17 protein-coding genes are annotated in these 16742 nt (G+C 69.3%); 4 read left to right on the plus strand and 13 right to left on the minus strand.

The features are described 5' to 3' along the window. Nucleotides 1-216: 216 nt before the first annotated feature. Entirely contained in the window at nt 217-1137 is a 921-nt protein-coding gene (locus ACFVX4_RS32455; protein ID WP_389984195.1) for a cupin-like domain-containing protein, read from the plus strand. Between the two features lie 91 nt (nt 1138-1228). Here the strand turns inward: ACFVX4_RS32455 and ACFVX4_RS32460 are convergent, their stop codons facing one another. The 12 genes from ACFVX4_RS32460 to ACFVX4_RS32515 form a co-directional block, all read right to left on the minus strand. Then, the gene (locus ACFVX4_RS32460; RefSeq protein WP_389984198.1) at nt 1229-2155 is read right to left on the minus strand and encodes a phytanoyl-CoA dioxygenase family protein; all 927 of its coding nucleotides are present in this window, start codon (nt 2153-2155) and stop codon (nt 1229-1231) included. Nucleotides 2156-2158: 3 nt separating this feature from the next. Next, complete coding sequence (locus tag ACFVX4_RS32465) at nt 2159-2914, minus strand: class I SAM-dependent methyltransferase (protein ID WP_389984201.1); 756 nt, start codon at nt 2912-2914, stop codon at nt 2159-2161. Nucleotides 2915-2975: 61 nt separating this feature from the next. Next, nucleotides 2976-4241, minus strand: coding sequence for an MFS transporter (locus ACFVX4_RS32470; protein WP_389984203.1), 1266 nt, complete (start codon nt 4239-4241; stop codon nt 2976-2978). Between the two features lie 20 nt (nt 4242-4261). After that, nucleotides 4262-5818: an amino acid adenylation domain-containing protein gene (locus tag ACFVX4_RS32475; protein ID WP_389984206.1), complete on the minus strand. Its 1557-nt coding sequence runs from the start codon at nt 5816-5818 to the stop codon at nt 4262-4264. After that, complete coding sequence (locus tag ACFVX4_RS32480) at nt 5818-6060, minus strand: acyl carrier protein (protein ID WP_331748374.1); 243 nt, start codon at nt 6058-6060, stop codon at nt 5818-5820. The genes ACFVX4_RS32475 and ACFVX4_RS32480 overlap by 1 nt, the downstream gene beginning before the upstream one ends. Then, a complete protein-coding gene (locus ACFVX4_RS32485; protein ID WP_389984209.1) occupies nt 6060-7184 on the minus strand; it encodes an acyl-CoA dehydrogenase family protein in 1125 nt (374 codons plus the stop codon). Before ACFVX4_RS32485 ends, ACFVX4_RS32480 begins: the two co-directional genes overlap by 1 nt. Continuing rightward, nucleotides 7181-7630, minus strand: a complete 450-nt coding sequence (locus tag ACFVX4_RS32490) for a hypothetical protein (RefSeq protein WP_389984212.1) — start codon at nt 7628-7630, stop codon at nt 7181-7183. Before ACFVX4_RS32490 ends, ACFVX4_RS32485 begins: the two co-directional genes overlap by 4 nt. Continuing rightward, nucleotides 7623-8348 (minus strand): hypothetical protein, encoded by a 726-nt coding sequence (locus ACFVX4_RS32495; RefSeq protein WP_389984215.1) that lies wholly within the window; start codon nt 8346-8348, stop codon nt 7623-7625. The genes ACFVX4_RS32490 and ACFVX4_RS32495 overlap by 8 nt, the downstream gene beginning before the upstream one ends. A 386-nt stretch (nt 8349-8734) precedes the next feature. Then, complete coding sequence (locus ACFVX4_RS32500) at nt 8735-10114, minus strand: hypothetical protein (protein WP_389984218.1); 1380 nt, start codon at nt 10112-10114, stop codon at nt 8735-8737. Continuing rightward, nucleotides 10111-11187, minus strand: a complete 1077-nt coding sequence (locus ACFVX4_RS32505; protein ID WP_389984221.1) for a helix-turn-helix domain-containing protein — start codon at nt 11185-11187, stop codon at nt 10111-10113. The genes ACFVX4_RS32500 and ACFVX4_RS32505 overlap by 4 nt, the downstream gene beginning before the upstream one ends. A 909-nt stretch (nt 11188-12096) precedes the next feature. After that, the gene (locus tag ACFVX4_RS32510; RefSeq protein WP_389984224.1) at nt 12097-12219 is read right to left on the minus strand and encodes a hypothetical protein; all 123 of its coding nucleotides are present in this window, start codon (nt 12217-12219) and stop codon (nt 12097-12099) included. A gap of 660 nt (nt 12220-12879) precedes the next feature. Then, a complete protein-coding gene (locus tag ACFVX4_RS32515; protein ID WP_389984227.1) occupies nt 12880-13257 on the minus strand; it encodes a VOC family protein in 378 nt (125 codons plus the stop codon). A gap of 95 nt (nt 13258-13352) precedes the next feature. Between ACFVX4_RS32515 and ACFVX4_RS32520 the strand changes: the two genes are divergently transcribed. Then, nucleotides 13353-13790 (plus strand): winged helix-turn-helix transcriptional regulator, encoded by a 438-nt coding sequence (locus tag ACFVX4_RS32520; protein WP_389984230.1) that lies wholly within the window; start codon nt 13353-13355, stop codon nt 13788-13790. 156 nt (nt 13791-13946) lie between these two features. After that, nucleotides 13947-14915 carry a hypothetical protein gene (locus ACFVX4_RS32525; RefSeq protein WP_389984233.1) on the plus strand — a complete coding sequence of 323 codons (969 nt, stop codon included), beginning with the start codon at nt 13947-13949 and terminating at the stop codon, nt 14913-14915. 132 nt (nt 14916-15047) lie between these two features. Here the strand turns inward: ACFVX4_RS32525 and ACFVX4_RS32530 are convergent, their stop codons facing one another. Continuing rightward, entirely contained in the window at nt 15048-15632 is a 585-nt protein-coding gene (locus tag ACFVX4_RS32530) for a hypothetical protein (protein ID WP_389984235.1), read from the minus strand. A gap of 295 nt (nt 15633-15927) precedes the next feature. Here ACFVX4_RS32530 and ACFVX4_RS32535 point away from each other — a divergent pair, with 295 nt between their 5' ends. After that, entirely contained in the window at nt 15928-16464 is a 537-nt protein-coding gene (locus tag ACFVX4_RS32535) for a hypothetical protein (protein WP_389984238.1), read from the plus strand. The last annotated feature ends 278 nt before the right edge of the window (nt 16465-16742 follow it).

The following is a 16742-nucleotide window of genomic DNA, read 5'->3' on the forward strand; positions in this document are numbered from 1 at the left end:
CGGGACGTGCTCGGAGAGCCCCTGAAAACCTCTTGAAATACTTCCCGAGGGGCCTGGAAACGTTGCCACACACCGTCCCTGACGTCACATCGGCACCACGCTCCGGTGAAAGCTGGACACATCGGCGCAGGACGGGTAGACCAACAAATCGACGCCTCTGGAAGACCGGAAAGATCTACTCCGCGCGTCGAACTCTGTTTTGGAGGAAGATTACTGGTGTTCGCAGATTTCATCGCTCCGCTCACTCCGGAGCAATTCTTCTCGGACCACTGGCCCGACTCCCCGTACACGGGACCGCCGACCGCGCTCCCCGGGCGGCTCCTCGGGGCGGTACCCGAACTGGGCAGCGCGGAAGAGGTGCTGAGGTCCTTCGGCGGCCCGGTCTCCCTCATCCAGCGCAACGGCCCGCACGCGCGCGTGCCGCGCGGCAGCGACGCACTGCCGATGTACCGGGCGGGGTTCACCTGCTACATGCGCCACGCCGAGCGGGAGTTCGCCGGCCTCACCGGGCTCATCGACGAGGCGGCGCTGCGGCTGGGGCTGCCGCCCGACCGGATGTCCTGCGAGATCTTCTGCTCGACGGGCACGAGCGGTGTCCCCCTGCACAGCGACTTCGACGTGAACTTCGCGCTGCTCCTGTCCGGCTCCAAGCGGTGGCGACTCGCCCCGAACACGAGCATCGAGAACCAGACGACGATGTGCTTCGCGCGCGACCGCAAGCAGGCCGACGAACGTCAACTCGGCTATGCGCACGCGCCGTTCCCCGAGCGGATGCCGGACGACGCCCGTGAGGTCACGATGGAGGCCGGCGGGCTGCTGTTCCTGCCGCGCGGCTGGTGGCACGAGACGTACTCGACCGGCGCCTGCATGCAGCTGAACCTCGTGGTCAAGGGCCCGCACTGGGCGCGGGTGTTCAGCGGCGCCCTGGAGGAACGGCTGCTCGAAGCCGCCGACTGGCGGGAGTTCGCGTACGGGGTGTCGGCGGCCGACGGCCCCGCGCACGACGCGGCCGTGGACCGCCTCGCCGACCTGATCACCCGCTTCCAGAAGTCCCTGGCCGGCGAGGACCCCCGTACCCTGGCGGCCGAACTCGTCACGTCGTTCCGCGCCACCAACCCGCGCCCGGCCGGCGGCTGACCCCGGCCGCGAACGCCCGATGGCCCACCGCATGCGCGCGGTGAGCCATCGGGCGTTCGAGGGTGCCGCACGACGGGCGCGCGGCGCCTGGTCAGCTCTTCACGGTGCCCGCGCGCAGCCGGTCGATCATGTGCCGGGTCATCTCGACCGGGCTGCCCTCGCGGACGGCGGCGCGGCTCTGCGGCAGCTCCTTGTTGCGCAGCTCCACCGTCGCGTTCCATTCCTCACGGCCTGCGAAGGGGATCGTCTCGCCCTCCTGGTAGGCGGGGAAGGGACGGTAGCTGTTGAGGGCGGCGGGGTCGCTCCCCCGGACGAGCAGCGGGTCGAGGTAGAGGCCCTCGCTGCGGATCCGCGTGCTGGTGGAGATGTAGCCGATGTCGAGGCCGCAGCGGCGCTTGGCGGAGGTGTTCGCCTCCGAGCAGTGCAGCAGGCTCGGGTGGTGGATCGAGACGTCGCCCGGCCGGAGCTCGATGTCCACGACGCCGCGCTCGTCGGCCCACTCCCGCACCACGGTCTCGTCGGCCGTGGAGAACAGCATGTTGTCCTTGTCGGTCCGCACCGACGGCTTGTGCAACGGCAGCCGGTGGCTGCCGGGGATCATGCGCAGGCAGCCGTTCTCCGTGGTGCTCTCGTCGATGGCGAGCCACACCGTCAGGGCTTCCATCGGGCTCAGCGTCCAGTAGGCGCCGTCCTGGTGCCACAGGACGGGCTGGCCGTCGTAGGGCGGCTTGCAGATGTAGTGGGCGGTGAAGCACGCCAGGTTCTCGCCGAGGAAGAACTCCCCTATGTCCACCAGCAGGGGCTCCGAGACCAGGCGCGCCCAGAAGGCGTCGTTGCGGATCAGGGGATGGTGGAAGTGCTCGGGGCGCAGGTCCGGGTATTTGCGGGTCAGCCACTCGACATGGGCGCGGGCCTCGTCCAGGAGATCCGGTGGCAGGACGTCACGGATGATGGCGAACCCTTGGTCGGCGTACTCCGCCGCGGCCGTCTCAAGGACACTCCGGTTGAGTGTGGGCATGTGTCAGCTCCTCGTGAGATGTGCCAAATATTGCTTTCCGTGCCGGACCAGTTCGTGGACCCGCCATGGTGTCCCGTCCGCCAGTGATTCGAGTTCCGCCGCGGACGCGTAGAGGTAGTCGAACCAGGGCGTCGACGTCACACCGTCCCTGATGCGCAGCCGCTGCTGCCCGGCCAGCCGGCCCGCGGCGAGGTTGCGCTCCTGGTAGGCCCGGTTCCAGGCGCTGGTCAGGGCGTGCGGGTCGACACTCACACCGAGGAGTGAGCCGCCGGGGCGGGTCACGGCGGCGAGGCGGCGCAGGATGTCCCCGGCCTTCTCGCGGTTGCCCAGGAGCCCGATGTTCTGGCCGCCGAGCAGCACGGTGTCGAAACTGCCGATGTCGGGCGTGAGGGTCTCGACGGTGGTGGTGAGCGTCTCCACGCCCCGCCGACGGGCGATGTCGGCGGCGCCGGGCGAGGACTCGACGCCGAGCACCTGGCGGCCCTGTTCGAGCAGGTGGGTGGCGTGCCGGCCGGGCCCGCACCCGACGTCGAGGACCCGCTGTCCGGCCCGTTCGCAGAGCTGTTGTTCGAGCGGGGCCCACTCGGCGTAGGGCGCGAAGTACCGGTGGACGTCGTTGGCGGTGATCAGGCCGTCGTCGCGCTCGATGATCTCGTAGGAGACGCCCGGCCGGGCACCTGCCTCCCAGACCTCCCGGACGGCGTCGCCGAAGGGGTCCCCGCCGGTGGCGAGATCGAGGGTGGTGGTGTGAACGCTCACGGTGAGTCTCCCGCGTGATGGGGTCGGTTACGGGGGCGGGGTGCTGCGGGCGTCGGGCCCGTCAGACCTCCCACTCCGGGGGAAAGGTCCGGTGCGAACGGAGCGGCGAGCGCAGCAGGATGACGACGGGGATCGCCGTGACGACCACACCGACCCAGAGGGCGACCGTGGTCGACCAGGTGCCGGCGAGGACACCGCCGATCAGTCCACCGAGCGGGGTGGCGCCCTGGGTGACGACGCCGTTGGCGGCGGTGACGCGTCCCATGTAGGTGAGCGGGGTGGCGCGGGCACGCAGTCCGGCGACGGCGACGGCCCGGCCGACCACGACGAAGCCGATGAGGATCTGGGCGGTGGCGACGAGGGGGACGGCCGCGCCGCGGAAGACGGCGGCGAGGGGCGCGGCGACGAGGGCGAAGGGGGCGAGCGCGGAGAAGACCATCGTCATCCGGATCTCGCCGAACCGGCGCCGCAGCCGCGGGCAGAGCAGCGAGGCGACGACACCGGCGACGGCGCCCAGGGTGGACAGCAGGCCGAAGGCCCAGGAGGAGACGCCGACCTCGTCGAGGAGGAAGACCGGCAGCATCGCCAGCATGATGCCGGCGCCGAGGTTGTTCAGGGCGGCCTGGCAGACGATCAGGCGGAGCAGGGGGTGCTTGAAGAGGAACCGTACGCCCTCGACGATCTCGCGGCGGAAGTTGCGCTTCTCGACGGGGGGCCGGTCCATCTCGGCGGGCTTGATGCCCTTGACCATCAGGATGGACACGAGGTGGCAGACGACGGCGAACAGGTACAGGAGGGGGGCGGGGACGGCCCGGGTCGCCAGGCCTGCCGCGCCGGGTGAGACCGCCATGATGGTGGTGGAGGAGGTCTGCAGCCGGGCGTTGGCGTCGGCTATCTGGCGCTTGGGCAGCAGTTGGGGCAGGACGCTGTTGTGCGCGACGTCGAAGAACACACCGCTCACGCTGCCGACGAAGGCCGTCGCGATGAGATGCGGCACTGTCAGGGCGTCGAGGGCGTAGGCGAGCGGGATGCCGGCAAAGGTGACCGCGTAGATCGCGTCCGACCAGAGCAGGACGGACTTGCGGTTCCAGCGGTCGACCCAGACGCCGGCGGGCAGCCCGACCAGCAGGTAGCCGAGGCGGCTGAAAACGAAGACCAGACTGACTTCGAAGGGGCTCGCGTGCAGTGACGTAACTGCCGTGATAGGGAGTGCGAAGCTGGCGATCTCGGCCGCGGAGAACCGGAACCCGTTCGCTCCCCACAGTCGTCTGAAGCCGGGTACCCGAAGGACTTCGGACTCGGGTTCGACCTTTCCCTCGGTGGTCACCACAAGAGCGCTCTCTTCCCCTAGCCGAAGATCGTGAAGCCACTCATTATGGGCAGTCGCGGAGAACTCGCCAGGTCAGAGAGCCATTTCCGGTCGACTTTCCCATTGCTGAGCCTGGGGAGTTCGCCGTCGACGTGCACGACGTGGCGCGGAAGCATGTAGGGCGGCAGGTATTCCGGCAGCCGTCCGCCGAGGGTGCGGGCCGCTTCGGTTTCGGCGGTGACGAATACCGTGATCAGATTGGAGAAGACGGGGTCCGGGGTGGCGACGGCCACCGCTTCGTGGACGCCCGCGCAGCGCCGTACGGCCTTTTCCACCTCGCCGAGCTCCACGCGGTAGCCGCGCGACTTGATCTGCGCGTCCACCCGCCCGATGAACCGCAGGTCGCCGTCGGGGTTCTCGCAGACCTGGTCGCCGCTCGCGTACCACTCGCGGCCGTCGGCGGTGCGCACCATCGACCGTGCGGTCTGCGCGGCGTCGAGGTAGCCGGTCATCAGCATCGCGCCGCGCACGAGAAGTTGGCCCGGCTCTCCCGGTGCTACGGCGGTCAGGTCGTCGTCCACGACCAGGATCTCCGCGCCGGGCAGTACGCGCCCGATGAGCACTTCGTCCTCGGGTCCCAGAGGGGGCTTGATCTCGTGGAAGGTACACACATTGCTCTCGGTGGGACCGTACACGTTCAGGAGCCGCATCGCCGGCAGGGCGTCGTGCAGGGTGTTGACGTCGACGGGGTGCAGGATCTCGCCGCCGGTGACGAACGCGCGGAGCCCGGCGAGGCGGGGCAGCAGCGAGGTGCCGTGCCGCACCAGCCACACGAGGGTCGATGTCACCGCGTACAGGACGGTGCCGCCGGAGCGTCGGCAGAAGTCGATGTACGCGGCGGGGAAGGGCGCTGCGGCGGCGGGCATCAAGGCCACCGCGGCTCCCGACCTGACGGCGGCGAACAGGTGCAGGGTGGTGGGGTCGAAGTGGAGCGGGGCGGAGTTGACGATGACGTCGTCGGGGGTGAGGGCGAGTTCGGCCACGGCCCAGTCGACGAACGCCGATGCGCTCGCGTGGGTGTGGACGACGCCCTTGGGGATGCCGGTGCTCCCGGAGGTGTGCAGGACGTAGGCGAGATCGTCCACCGGCGGGCGCGGGTCGCCCTCGCGCAGGTGGGCCCACAGCCCGTCGTCGGCGCCGGGCGGCGCGGGCAGCGGGGTCCAGTCCAGGCCGGGGGTCAGCGCGTCCCACTGGGCGCGGGCCGCGCCGTCGGCCACGACGGCGCGGGGGGCGCAGGCGCGGGTGATGAGGTCGGCGCGGGCGATCGGTCCGTCCGGGTCGAGGGGTACGTATCCGCCGCCGGAGCGCAGGATGCCGTGGACCGTCGCGACGCCGGCGGACGACTTGGGGCCGTGCCACACCACGCAGTCGCCGTCACGCACCCCGAGGTCGCGCAGGGCGAGCGCGACGGCCTCCGCCGCCTCGTCCAGCTCGGTGTAGCTGAGGGTCACGTCGCCATCGATCACGGCGGGCCGGTCCGCGTGCAGCTTGGCCGCGGCCCGCAGGTCGTCGCTGAGAGAGGTGCCGACGCCCATCAGCGCCCCTTCGCGGTCAGGAAGGAGCGGATCGCCGTGATGGTCTCGAAGTGGGTCGGCAGGATCTCCGTGTCGTCGATCCTGATGTCGAACGAGTCCTCGAGCCGGGACACGACGGTCAGGAGGGAGAGGGAGTCGATGATCCTGCGCGCGATGAGCGGGGTCTCGTCCGTCACCTCCTGACCGGGCGCCGACTCCTCGACGATGCTCCGCACGGTGGCCAGCACGGAATCCTGCGCCATCACAAACCCAGCCCTTCAGCGATGATCTTCATTTGCATGTCGGAGGTGCCCGAGTAGTACCGGCTGGCAATCGCGTCCGACATGAGGTGGGCGGCGCCGGTCTCGGGGAACAGCGCGTATCCGCCGTAGACGTCGGGAAGCTCCCGGCAGAAGGCGTTGAACTCGTTGCTCACGTGAAGCTTCGTCAACGAGGCGCGTGCGTGGTCGAGTTCGCCGCGGTCGGCGGCGCGCGCGGTCGTGACAAGGACCTCCCGGGCACTGGTGAGACTCAGGTGCATGCGCACGACGCGCTGCCGGATCGTCTCGTAGGTGCTCAGGGTGGAGCCGAACTGACTGCGCGTGCGGACGTGTTCGACGGCCTTGCGCAGGGCGTGGGACATCAGGCCGAGCACCGGCGCGAGGATGAAGGCGCGCTCGTAGCGCATCGCGCGCATGAGGACCGCGTAGCCGCCGCCCACCGGACCGAGCACGGCCGATGCGGGCACCGCGCAGTCGTCCAGACGCAGCGAGCCGACCTGGGCGCCCGGCAGGCCGGCCTTCTCGAAGGCGGGGCCGACGCTGAGTCCCGGGGTCGTGCGCGGGATCAGGAAGGCGCTCAGGCCGGACAGCGCGCTGCCCTCGGCGGTGCGGGCGAGGACGACGAAGACGTCGGCGACGGGGCCGTTGGTCACGAAGGTCTTCGCGCCGTCGAGGGTCCAGCCGCCGTCGTCGCGCGGGGTGGCCCGGGTGGTGAGGGAGAGCAGGTCGGACCCGGCGTCGTACTCGGTGGCGGCGAAGGCGCCCACGGTGGTCCCGGCCGCGAGCGGCGTCAGATAGGTGCTGAGCTGTGCGGCGTCGGCGAACGCAGCGACCGGCTCCTGGCAGGCCCACATGTGGGCGGAGAAGGCGAACGGCAGCCCGGAGCGGCCGGTGGCGTCGGCCATGGCCTCCATCGCGAGGCAGCTGGCGAGAAAGCCGGCGCCGGTGCCGCCCCGCTCGTCGGACAGGGGCAGCGAGAACAGGCCCTGGGCGCCGGCCGACTTCCACGCCCGCTCGTCCTCGGCGGCGCCTGCCGCCCAGGTGCGGAATCCGTCGAGCCAGGTGGTGAACTCGGCGCTGTCCACCAAGTGCGGGGCGCTGCTCATGAGGTCTCCTGCGCCGGGGCGATCGGCCACTTGTACACGTGGTGGGAGCGGGCGAGGCCGAAGTGGCCCATGGACGAGGGCTGGTGGTCCTGGGAGGTCAGGGCGAGCACCTCGATGTCGCGGCCGGCTCCCAGGTCGCTGCGCAGCCAGGCGAAGACGTCCTCGGTCATGCCGACACCGCGGTGGACGGGGCTCAGCTTGATCTCGTGCAGGAAGACGCGTGGGGCGCCGTCGGGCCGCAGCCGGCCGAGCCGGGTGAGGGTGAAGGCCGCCGCGACCTGGCCTTCGCTCTCCACGACGTAGTGGGTGGTGCCGGGGGTCCCGCCGCCGTGCGCGAGAAGCGCCGCGAAATCGCCCTTGCCGTCCTCGTCGTAGATGCGCTGAAGCGCGTCGGCGTCGCCGGGCACTGCCGGGCGGATGCGGCGCGGTGCGGGGCTCTCAGTCATCGCTCGCCGCCCCCGCCGCGCCCACGGCCGCCCCGGCGTCGGCCCGGTGGCGCTCCCAGCGGTCGACGGCCTGGCGCAGTTGGGCGGTGTAGTCGCTGTTGGCGATGAAGCCGTGGCCGCGTCCGTCGCGGAGCATGACGGCGCGCAGGCTCGGGTGCCCGTCGAGGTGCTCCATGATCGGCCGCAGGTGCTTGAGGGCGAAGTAGGAGTCCTTCTCGGGGATCACGACGTGCAGGCAGCGGGCGCTGCCGGGGGCGGCCCAGTCGCGGATGATCTCCGTGGTGGCTTGCGGGCGCGCCATGGCGGGCAGGCTGCTGAACGGCTCGGCCTCGCGGGTCCACTGGGGCAGGATCAGGGGGTCGTTGTGCGGTGACACGACGAAGGCGAGGTCGTCCTGTCCGCCGCGCATGCAGTGCTTGATGGCCGCGTAGCCGCCGGAGGAGAGTCCGTGCCAGACGGTGCCGCGCAGGCCCCACTGCTGCAGGAGCGACGCGCGCAGTTCGAGTACCCGGGGCAGGAACTCGTCCTCGCCGAGCAGGAACCAGCCGCAGCTCGATTCCTTTGTGTAATTGTGGATCGGGTCGGACACGAGGAGACAGACGGAGTTCTCCGCCTCGTCCCACTGACGGCGTGCAAATACCGGAGGAACATGCTTCTCGATCACGCTGAAGCCATGGAAGAGAACATGGAGATAAGGGCTTGTGATCTTGTCGGGCACACTCACCATATAGTCGAGGGAATAGCCCTCGGAATGAGTGAACCTTCCACTGTGCGAGCTCAGGGGAACCTCCGGTTGGTAACGCCGGGGTGTGGCGGCCTCGGCGAGACCGCCACACCCCTCAAGCGGTGTTCTGCATCACCTGTGCAGCGAGTTAGTTCTTGACCTCGCTGTCGGTGATGGTCAGCGGGGTGTCGCCGAAGAGCGTCTCGAAGTCGCCCGCCGTGATCTCCTCGGTCGCGCTGACGGTCTCCTGCGTCATTTCCTGCTGCATATCAGTCTCCCAATCTCAGGTAGGAAAGTACGGCCCGCTCTCACGAGCCAGAATGGACAATACCGAGAGATTCAAATACTGCCTAGATCACGTTTCTGGAAATGGCGTCGATTCAGGCGAGGTAACGCCGGTCAAGGCTTTTCGGAACGACCGCGGGATAGGTGAGAAGGCGGCGTCGCGGCGGTGCTTCGTCGCCCGTGGCACCGACGGGCGTGAGTTCCCTGGCGTCCTCGGCGAGCGCCATGAGGCGTGGTGTGAAGCTCGTACGGCACTTGCGCGCGGACTCCTCCAGACAGAAGGCCACGGACTCGTGGACGACGTTCTCGTCGCGGGTCACCAGGAAGATGAACCGGGGCTCCACCTCGCGCAGCAGCGTCTTGGGGATGCGCGCGGGGAGCGTGAGGGAGTAGTAGCGCGGGAGGTCGACCAGGGGTCTGCGCTCCAGCCAGGACCGCCCGAAGGGGCGCAGGCTGGAGAACATCGCGAAGCTCCACTCCAGCTTCAGACCGGCCGGCACCAGCGCGACGTTGAGCAGGAAGGCGCCCCCGACGAGCAGGTGGGTGACCAGGGCTCCGGTGCCGGTCGGCAGGGCCGCGAAGGGCTGGGCGCTCAGGGCGAGGCCGCACAGATATCCGTAGACCAGGCCCTGGAACAGGTCCTTGCCGAGATAGCTGACGGAGCGGCGCCCGGAGGCGGTTCTGCCCAGCGCGAGGGCGATCAGGGCGCTGCCCGCGACGGACGCCCACAGGAGCGGCCCGCCGCCGGGGTCGATGGCCACCGAGTCCCGTGCGGTGAGGGCGATCACCCACAGGGCGAGGGCGAGGACGGAGAACGGGAAGTTCCCGGATACCCCGAACGCGCCGTGCATCAGGATCGCGGCGCACAGGCCCCACATCTCCAGGCCCGGAACCAACAGCGTGATGCCGACGGCGAGTTCGAGGGCGATCACCCCGTAGGGAGCGGGGCGAAGGAGCCGGGCGGACGGCTTGAGCCCCAGCAGCCCGAGGTAGTGCGCCGTCACGACGCGTCCGGCGCTGCGCTCGCTGCCCAGATACTCCTCGTTGATCTTGAGCAGCGCCGCCGAGAGGTAGACGCCGATGAGCAGATCGCGGGCGACCGCCCCGTGCAGCTCCCACGGCACGAACGCGAAGAGCGCCGCCGCCACGACCCCGAGCAGGGCGTGGTCGGCCAGGCGTCTCTGGGTGGACACCATCCACAGGACGAGCAGCGCGACCGCGACGGCGCGCGCCGTGAGCGACTGCGGGACAAGGGCGAGCGCCAGCGCGGCGGGGAGCGCGACCAGTTGGGCGACGACGGTCGCCCAGCGCGGGAGCCGGATGACGAGGACGGGCGCGTAGTGGTACGCCACTCCGGAGAGCCCTTGCTCCCACAACCGGCTGACCTGGTGGAAGAGGACTCCGGCGACCGCGAGGACGAACGGTGTGAGGGCGACGGCGTCGCCGGTGGACGTCGCCTGGGTCAGGAGGCTCACCGGGCCTCCCGCAAATTGTTGTTGAGCCGCTCGGTGCGCTGGAGCGTGTCGGCGAGCCGCTCCCACTCCCTGGCGTAGTGCCGTGCCACCTCGGCGGCGGCCCGCATGCAGTGCGGCGGCACCGACGCCAGCAGACGCTCGCCCATGGCCAGTTCACTGCTCTGGCCGTTGAGCCAGCGCAGCAGCGCACGCCCGCTGTCCGTGAAGCGGATCGAGGGGTCGCGGTAGAGGGAGACGGCGGCGCGCGGCTGGGTGCGCGCGGTCTCCGCCGAGGGCTCGGCCCGCTCGGAGACGCTCCGCAGTGGGCCTTCCTGGCAGGCGACCACAACGGGGCCGGTCCGGGCTCCCTCCCCCGGCACGGGCCCCGAGGAGGAGGCCGGTGCGGCCTCCCGGTCCCGGCCCGTATCGGCGGGGTGGGCCGATGCCGCGCGGCGCATCCGGTGCACCGTACTGATGGAGACCCCCGCCTCCTCGGCGACGTCCCGGAGCGTGGCCTGCGGGCGTTCCGCGAGCAGGAGGCGGGCCTTCTCGCGGCGCTGCGACATGTCGACGGGACGGACCCTGCCGTCCCTGCCGACGCGACCGGTCGCCTCGCTCACGCCGCTCGTGTCGTCGCCGTCTTTCGAGTGAGGAGATTCCTCACTCGAACATCTCCTTCGGGCGGCCCCCACGGTCTTGGGAGAGACCCCGCTGACCGCCGCGATGGCCCGGTCGGACCAGTGCGGATGGGAGGCGAGGATACGGACGACGGCCGCTCTGCGGTCCTTGAGGGTCAAGGGCAGTCCGTGGCGGGTGTTGGCCGCCACGGAGTGGACGAACAGGTCGGCCGACGAGCCCTCGACATAGCGGACGGGCAGGTCGCGCGCGCCGCGCAGTATCGCGGCGCGCAGCCGGTGCATTCCGTCGACCACGCGGCCGGTGGCCCTGTGCACGAGGATCGGTTCGAGCTCTCTGCCGCTCTCCGCGAGCACCTGTGCGTGGTCGTGACACAAGCCCCCGAGACGCGGTGAATCCGACGGCAGCAGGGACGCCACGGGCATCGTGTGGATCTCTGAGTCCGGTTCGTCGAGCAAGCTTCCTGACCCCTCTCGAGCTGTGACGACATGCGCCCGCGCCCGGAGGCGGCCCGGAGCATGTCCGCATCTGGCCGTGTACGAGGACTGTTTGTCTTCTCCGATGTGCCGTCGGCCGATGGGTTGTCGGCCGGTGGGTTGTCCGCAGATGGGTTGCCGGCCGATGGGTTGTCGACCGGTGGGTTGCCTTCGCCGCAGCCGACTTCCGGACAACTCCCCGCATCAAAAAGGGACTTGCACCTGGCATGCGGAAGGCCGGTCGACCGCGCGGATCACGGCGTCGACCGCTCTGTGTCGTGGCCGCAGGTGAACCCCGGCGGTCTCACCCGGGCTCGCGGCGGAAATGAACACGTTGACACGGTCCTGGGGGCCGCGCCGCTTCTCTGACGGGATTTATGCCCGGCCTCTCGCAGACGCAATCCGGTCGGCGTGGCGTGTGGTTGCTCTCCCGAACCCGGGAATGTGACCTCTTGCGCGGCGCACGCGCCCCGTGTGCAGTCTTCCCCTCCAGGCCACCGTGCCACCTCTCCGATCATGAGTGATGTCGCCAGTACCGCCTGCGCCGCTGCCTCTACTCCCCGGAGCCGACGCCCGCAAGAACATAACAGCGAGGTGACGGAGGCAGTGAGGCCCCGAAGGATCACGGCTGAAACTCGTAGAACTGACGTCGGACGAATCCTCAAGGTATCGAGCACTCTTTTGGCTTACGAAGCCTTGCCGTCAAGGGCTCCGGGACCGCACTTTGGCCGAAAGTCGAAGGGTCTTCGCATATGCCGAAGGCGTGTGAACCGCGCACGGAAGATGGCGAGTTTTCGGGCGGCCTTTTCTGAATACCACCTGCTTTCGCGGGGTAGTGGCGAGCCCCTCGCCGCCCAGGGTCTTTGAGAAGTGATCTTGTATCCGGGTTCGTCAGGTCATTCCGAGGATGGTGTGGAGCCGCTGGTGGTCACGGCCGGTGCGGCAGAAGGCGGCAGCGGGCGGCAGGCCGGTGACGAGGTGGATCCGCTCGATCGTCGGTCTGCCGGTGCTCATGTCCCGCCTCCACCGGACGACTTGGAGGGCCTGACGGGCGTGGGGGCAGTCGATGTGGCGGAAGGCGGCGGTCTTCAGCCGCCGGATCTCGTGCCGGTGGTGGGCCCGAGGCCGCCGATGTCGCCGAGGTCACCACGGTCCGGTTCCGCCGCATGGTCGATGGTCGAGGACCTCATCGAATGGGGCAGTGGCAGCAGGACGACCGCGACATCCTCAGGAGGAACAGCCGCAGCTGATGGAACGTCGGGTCCAAGCCCGATGTTCTGGGTGAACCGGCGACCTTGCGGCGGGCAGCATCGTCCTGGCCTGAAGGCATGCACGCAAGGGTATCGACACGAGCCGAAGACGCATCGCCGATGAGCTTCACAACAGCCTGCTCCACCGACACGTTCATGTAGCACACAACGGCTGGGGGAGTCTTCCCGCGACTTGTTCCCGCCACGGTGATCGGCATCGCCGTAGGTCGCAACAGTTCGGGAGAGCCGTCGGCCATGACCGGCAGTGCGGACTGCCGAACACAGGGGGATGATCCATTCATGCGCGCACTGATCAAACAACATGCGGCTGTGCTGATCGCCGCGGCAGCGCTGGCATTCGCATCGGCCTCGTCGACCCCGGCGATGGCCGGCGCCAACCCGGCGGATCAGGGTCGGACAGGCCCTAGGCATGCACGATGCGCTCCACCAACTCCGGGACCCATTCCACGTACTCGACCTCTGCGCCACCACGATGGCGCGCGTACAGAAACCGGCCGGTGGCACTGGTGCTTGCCGGAGTGGTGATCTCGGCGCCGGCGGTCGCGAGCGTCTTGGTCAGGGTATCGAGGTCGTCGACGATCACGGTGGCGCTGGCGTGGGAATAGCGGGCACGCTCCGCGGGCGGACCGGAGATGACGAGGAAGTCACCGATTGCCGCGAGTTCGATGGAGTCGAAGGCGAAGCGGAGATCGGGTTCTGCACCGGTCAGTTCACGCAGCAGCACCAGCGACGTGTCCAACTCGTCGGTCCACAGGCGTGCGTACGTCTTGAGAATGGTCATGGCCTGTCCTCGCAGTAACTTGTAGGTACCCGATAACCGTAGGAGAGCGAAGAGGCCGGACGGAAGAGAGCACTTTTGTGAGAGAAGGGCACCTGGTGGATACCGACGAGGTCAGACGCGTTTCGGAGGACGCCGATGTGACGCGCGCCCACTCCCTCGCTCGTGAGATCTTCTCCGGCATCGCGAACAAGTGGACGCTGCTGGTGGTCGGCAGCCTCGGCGAGCGCACCCTGCGCTTCACACAACTTCGCGGTGAGGTGGAGGGCATCAGCCACAAGATGCTCACGCAGACGCTGCGCGGACTCGAACGCGATGGGCTCGTCGAGCGCACCGTCTACCCGACCGTGCCGCCACGCGTGGAATACGCGCTCACGGACGCGGGCCAAGCACTGCGGCACACCGTCTACGGCATGTGCTCGTGGACTCGCAGGCACCTGGAACACATCGAGGAATCCCGCGACCGGTTCGACCGGGCGCCGCAACGGGCCGTGGCCACGCCCGTCAAGAGCCGACCGGCTGCAGCCGGTCGCTGATGGTGCGAACCGCGTCCGTGACCGCCTCGACCATCCGCGCCAACCAGCGGGGCACGGATGTCGCCGAAGCAGTCGGCTCCAGGGCAACGCCCAACGTCCAGGCCAACACGTCAGCGCCGCTCAAGTGGTCATGAAACCGAAGGAGTCCCCTCATCCATGACGCCCACACCTCGCTGGAAGCAACTGCTTGACGACCGGCTCACCGAGGCGGTCGACGTGCTCGGCGCCGTCCCCGGCGTACACGGCCTGATCGTCGGCGGCAGTCTCGGACGCGATGAGCCCTGGCCCATGTCCGACATCGATCTCCTGCCCGTCTACGTCTCCTCGATGGAGCCGTCGCAGCGGGTGGAAGAGCGACGCAACGAACTCGTCGACTGGTGGGCCGCCTCCGGCCACGCACAGACGCTCGACACCGGATGGCTGGCCTTCACCGCCCAAGAACTGCGTGACGTCCTCTCGGCAGGACCGGAGGGGATCGCGCAGCGCATGCAGGAGCCGCGCTGGTTCCACGGCTTGGACAAGGCGTTCGGCGGACACGCTGCCGCAAGCGAGGACGAACTGACCACGGAGTTCACCCACTGGGCCACGCAGATCCGATTCCATCCCTCAGTCGTTGAAGCCCGTCTCCAACGCTGGCGTCACGACGCGCGTCAAGCCGCAACCGAGGCGTCCCTCCTGCGCGACAGCGACCCGCAGCAAGCTACTCAGTTCCTGCGAGAGTCCGCTCGCGCCCTGCGGATGGTCTGCATCGAAGGCTGGGGAGAACGCCTCGGGTCCATGGGGCGGGAATGGACCCGCTTCGAACGCATAGCGGAACGAAACGACGCCCATCCCCTCGCCGCCCGGATCGCCACCATCGCGGGAGCCGACCCCCAGGAAGCGGCCGAACGCGCCAAAACAGCGCCGGCCTGGCTTCAAGAACGCATCGACCTCAGTCACCGCGCTCGGCACATGGTCGGGGAACACGTCACAGCCGAGGAGAACGCCCGCGACCAACTGGCCGCGTTCACCGTCCACGTCACGAAGCACCGACCCGACCTCGACGGAGCCTGGAGCGGCAGCCCGGATCCCGCACTCGACCAGCACCTCGCCCAGCTCCAGGAACTCCTCACCCGACTTGGCTGACCGTCGCTGCCCGGACCCATTCCAACAGTTCCCATACCCGACCCCACCTTTACGTCCGACCAGCTCCGATCTGTAGAACGCGCCCCAGCACGTCTGGGTCGCCGCCCCCGGTGCCGGCCTCCGGACCCGGCCCTACGATCTGCCCCGCGACCGGGCCCGGGTCCGGTCGCGGAACCAGGCACCCGTCCCCACCAGCACCGCCGCCCCCACCCCGTACAGGGGCAGCCAGAGGGTCGTCGTAGCCGCCAGGCAGTCGGCAACGGCCGTACGGGCCTGGTCCTCCTGCGCGAACGCCAGGGCTGCGTCGTCACTGCCGGCCAGGTTCCCCAGCGCGGCCTCCGCCTGGAGGGCCTGGTACCTGCCGAGCAGCTCGCAGTCGCCGCGCGTGCCCGGCATCGGAAACAGCCAGGCCTGGCGTTGCAGCAGGGGGGCGAGTGCGATGGCCACACACAGGCCGACGACCAGCGCGTACGCGACCAAGCCGCGCATGTACGCCGAGCGGATGCCCGGCGTCCACTCCGCCCGTCGCTGGAAGGCGAACATCACCGCCAGCAGTGTCACCCCGATGAACGTGGCGAACCACTGCCACGAGCCCTGGGCGAGCGCGAACGTCAGCACTGCGGCGAGCCCGACGCCGATGACCCCGGGAGCGGGAATGCCATCGCCTGTTACTGCGGATGCCGGCCTCGGGGGCACTCGGGGGCTGGGATCACTCACGGGCCTCTCCTGCACGGGAAGCCATCAGCATCCCCCGCGGGTCGTCGGGGCCCTGGGCGCCATGCCGTACGGGCCGGGTGTCCCGCCCGGATGGCCCGCTCCGCCCGGCACCGCACCGCGTCACCGAAGCGCCCGAGGACGTCCGGTACTTGGGTACCCCTCCGTGTCCTCAACACACCGCAGGACACCCGCGCCCGGGCCGCCCACGAACAGCCCCGCACGGCGCACCGCCACCTCGTCAGCGGCTACCGTACGAACACGCCGTATTGCCCACGGTCACCCGAGGAGGACACCTGTGTCATCACCCTGCGACCTCCAGTACGCTCCTGCCGGCGATGTGGGTGTAGCGCTCATGGCGATCGACTCTCGGCTCAAAGCCGTCTACGACGGCCAGGCCGGGACCGACCCCGAACAGCGGCAATTGATGGACCAATTCGCCGCGTCACTGGGCCCCGAGGAAGCCAATGACGTGCTGGACGGCGCGTGCACGCTCATCTACATGTTCATGCAGTGGCTGCGGATGGCCCACGAACAGCACGACAGGGACGTCATCGAGTACGTGGTGCCCGGCTTCGTGGCCTCGATGCGCATGATGCCCAAGAGCATCCGTCCCGAAGCAATCCCCACCATGGCCGGACTGGTCGTCGCAGCCGGTACCGGCCTGAGCCCCAGCCTGTGGCGCAAGCAGTACGGAGAATGGACCGAGGGCGAGATGAATTCGCTGGAAGCCACGGCCTTGCTGCTCGCGGAGCACATCAACCGGCTCACCGGCGACCGCGACTTCGCCACCCGCATGGTCACCGAGGCCCTGTCCACGACGAACCAGGACTGACGCGCACCATCCCAGCCTGAGCCTGCCCCGTATCCCTGGGCCCCGGGGACGTGGTCGGCGTCAAAGTCCGAGTACTGGCCCGGCGGCCCGTCACGACCTGAGAGGGCAGTAAGTAACGTGCTGCCCGATTCGCGCTTGCAGCTGGAGTTGTCGGGCTGGTGGTGGCCTCTCCGGGTGGCTATGGCCGCGGCTGGGTGAACAATCCCTGCTCGGGCTCGATCAGGATCCCGCGTTCGGCCAGCCGCTTGAGCTTCAGCCGGACGTTGTTGACGTTGCTG

It is taken from the genome of Streptomyces sp. NPDC058240 (assembly GCF_042882135.1).
Classification (GTDB): Bacteria; Actinomycetota; Actinomycetes; order Streptomycetales; family Streptomycetaceae; genus Streptomyces.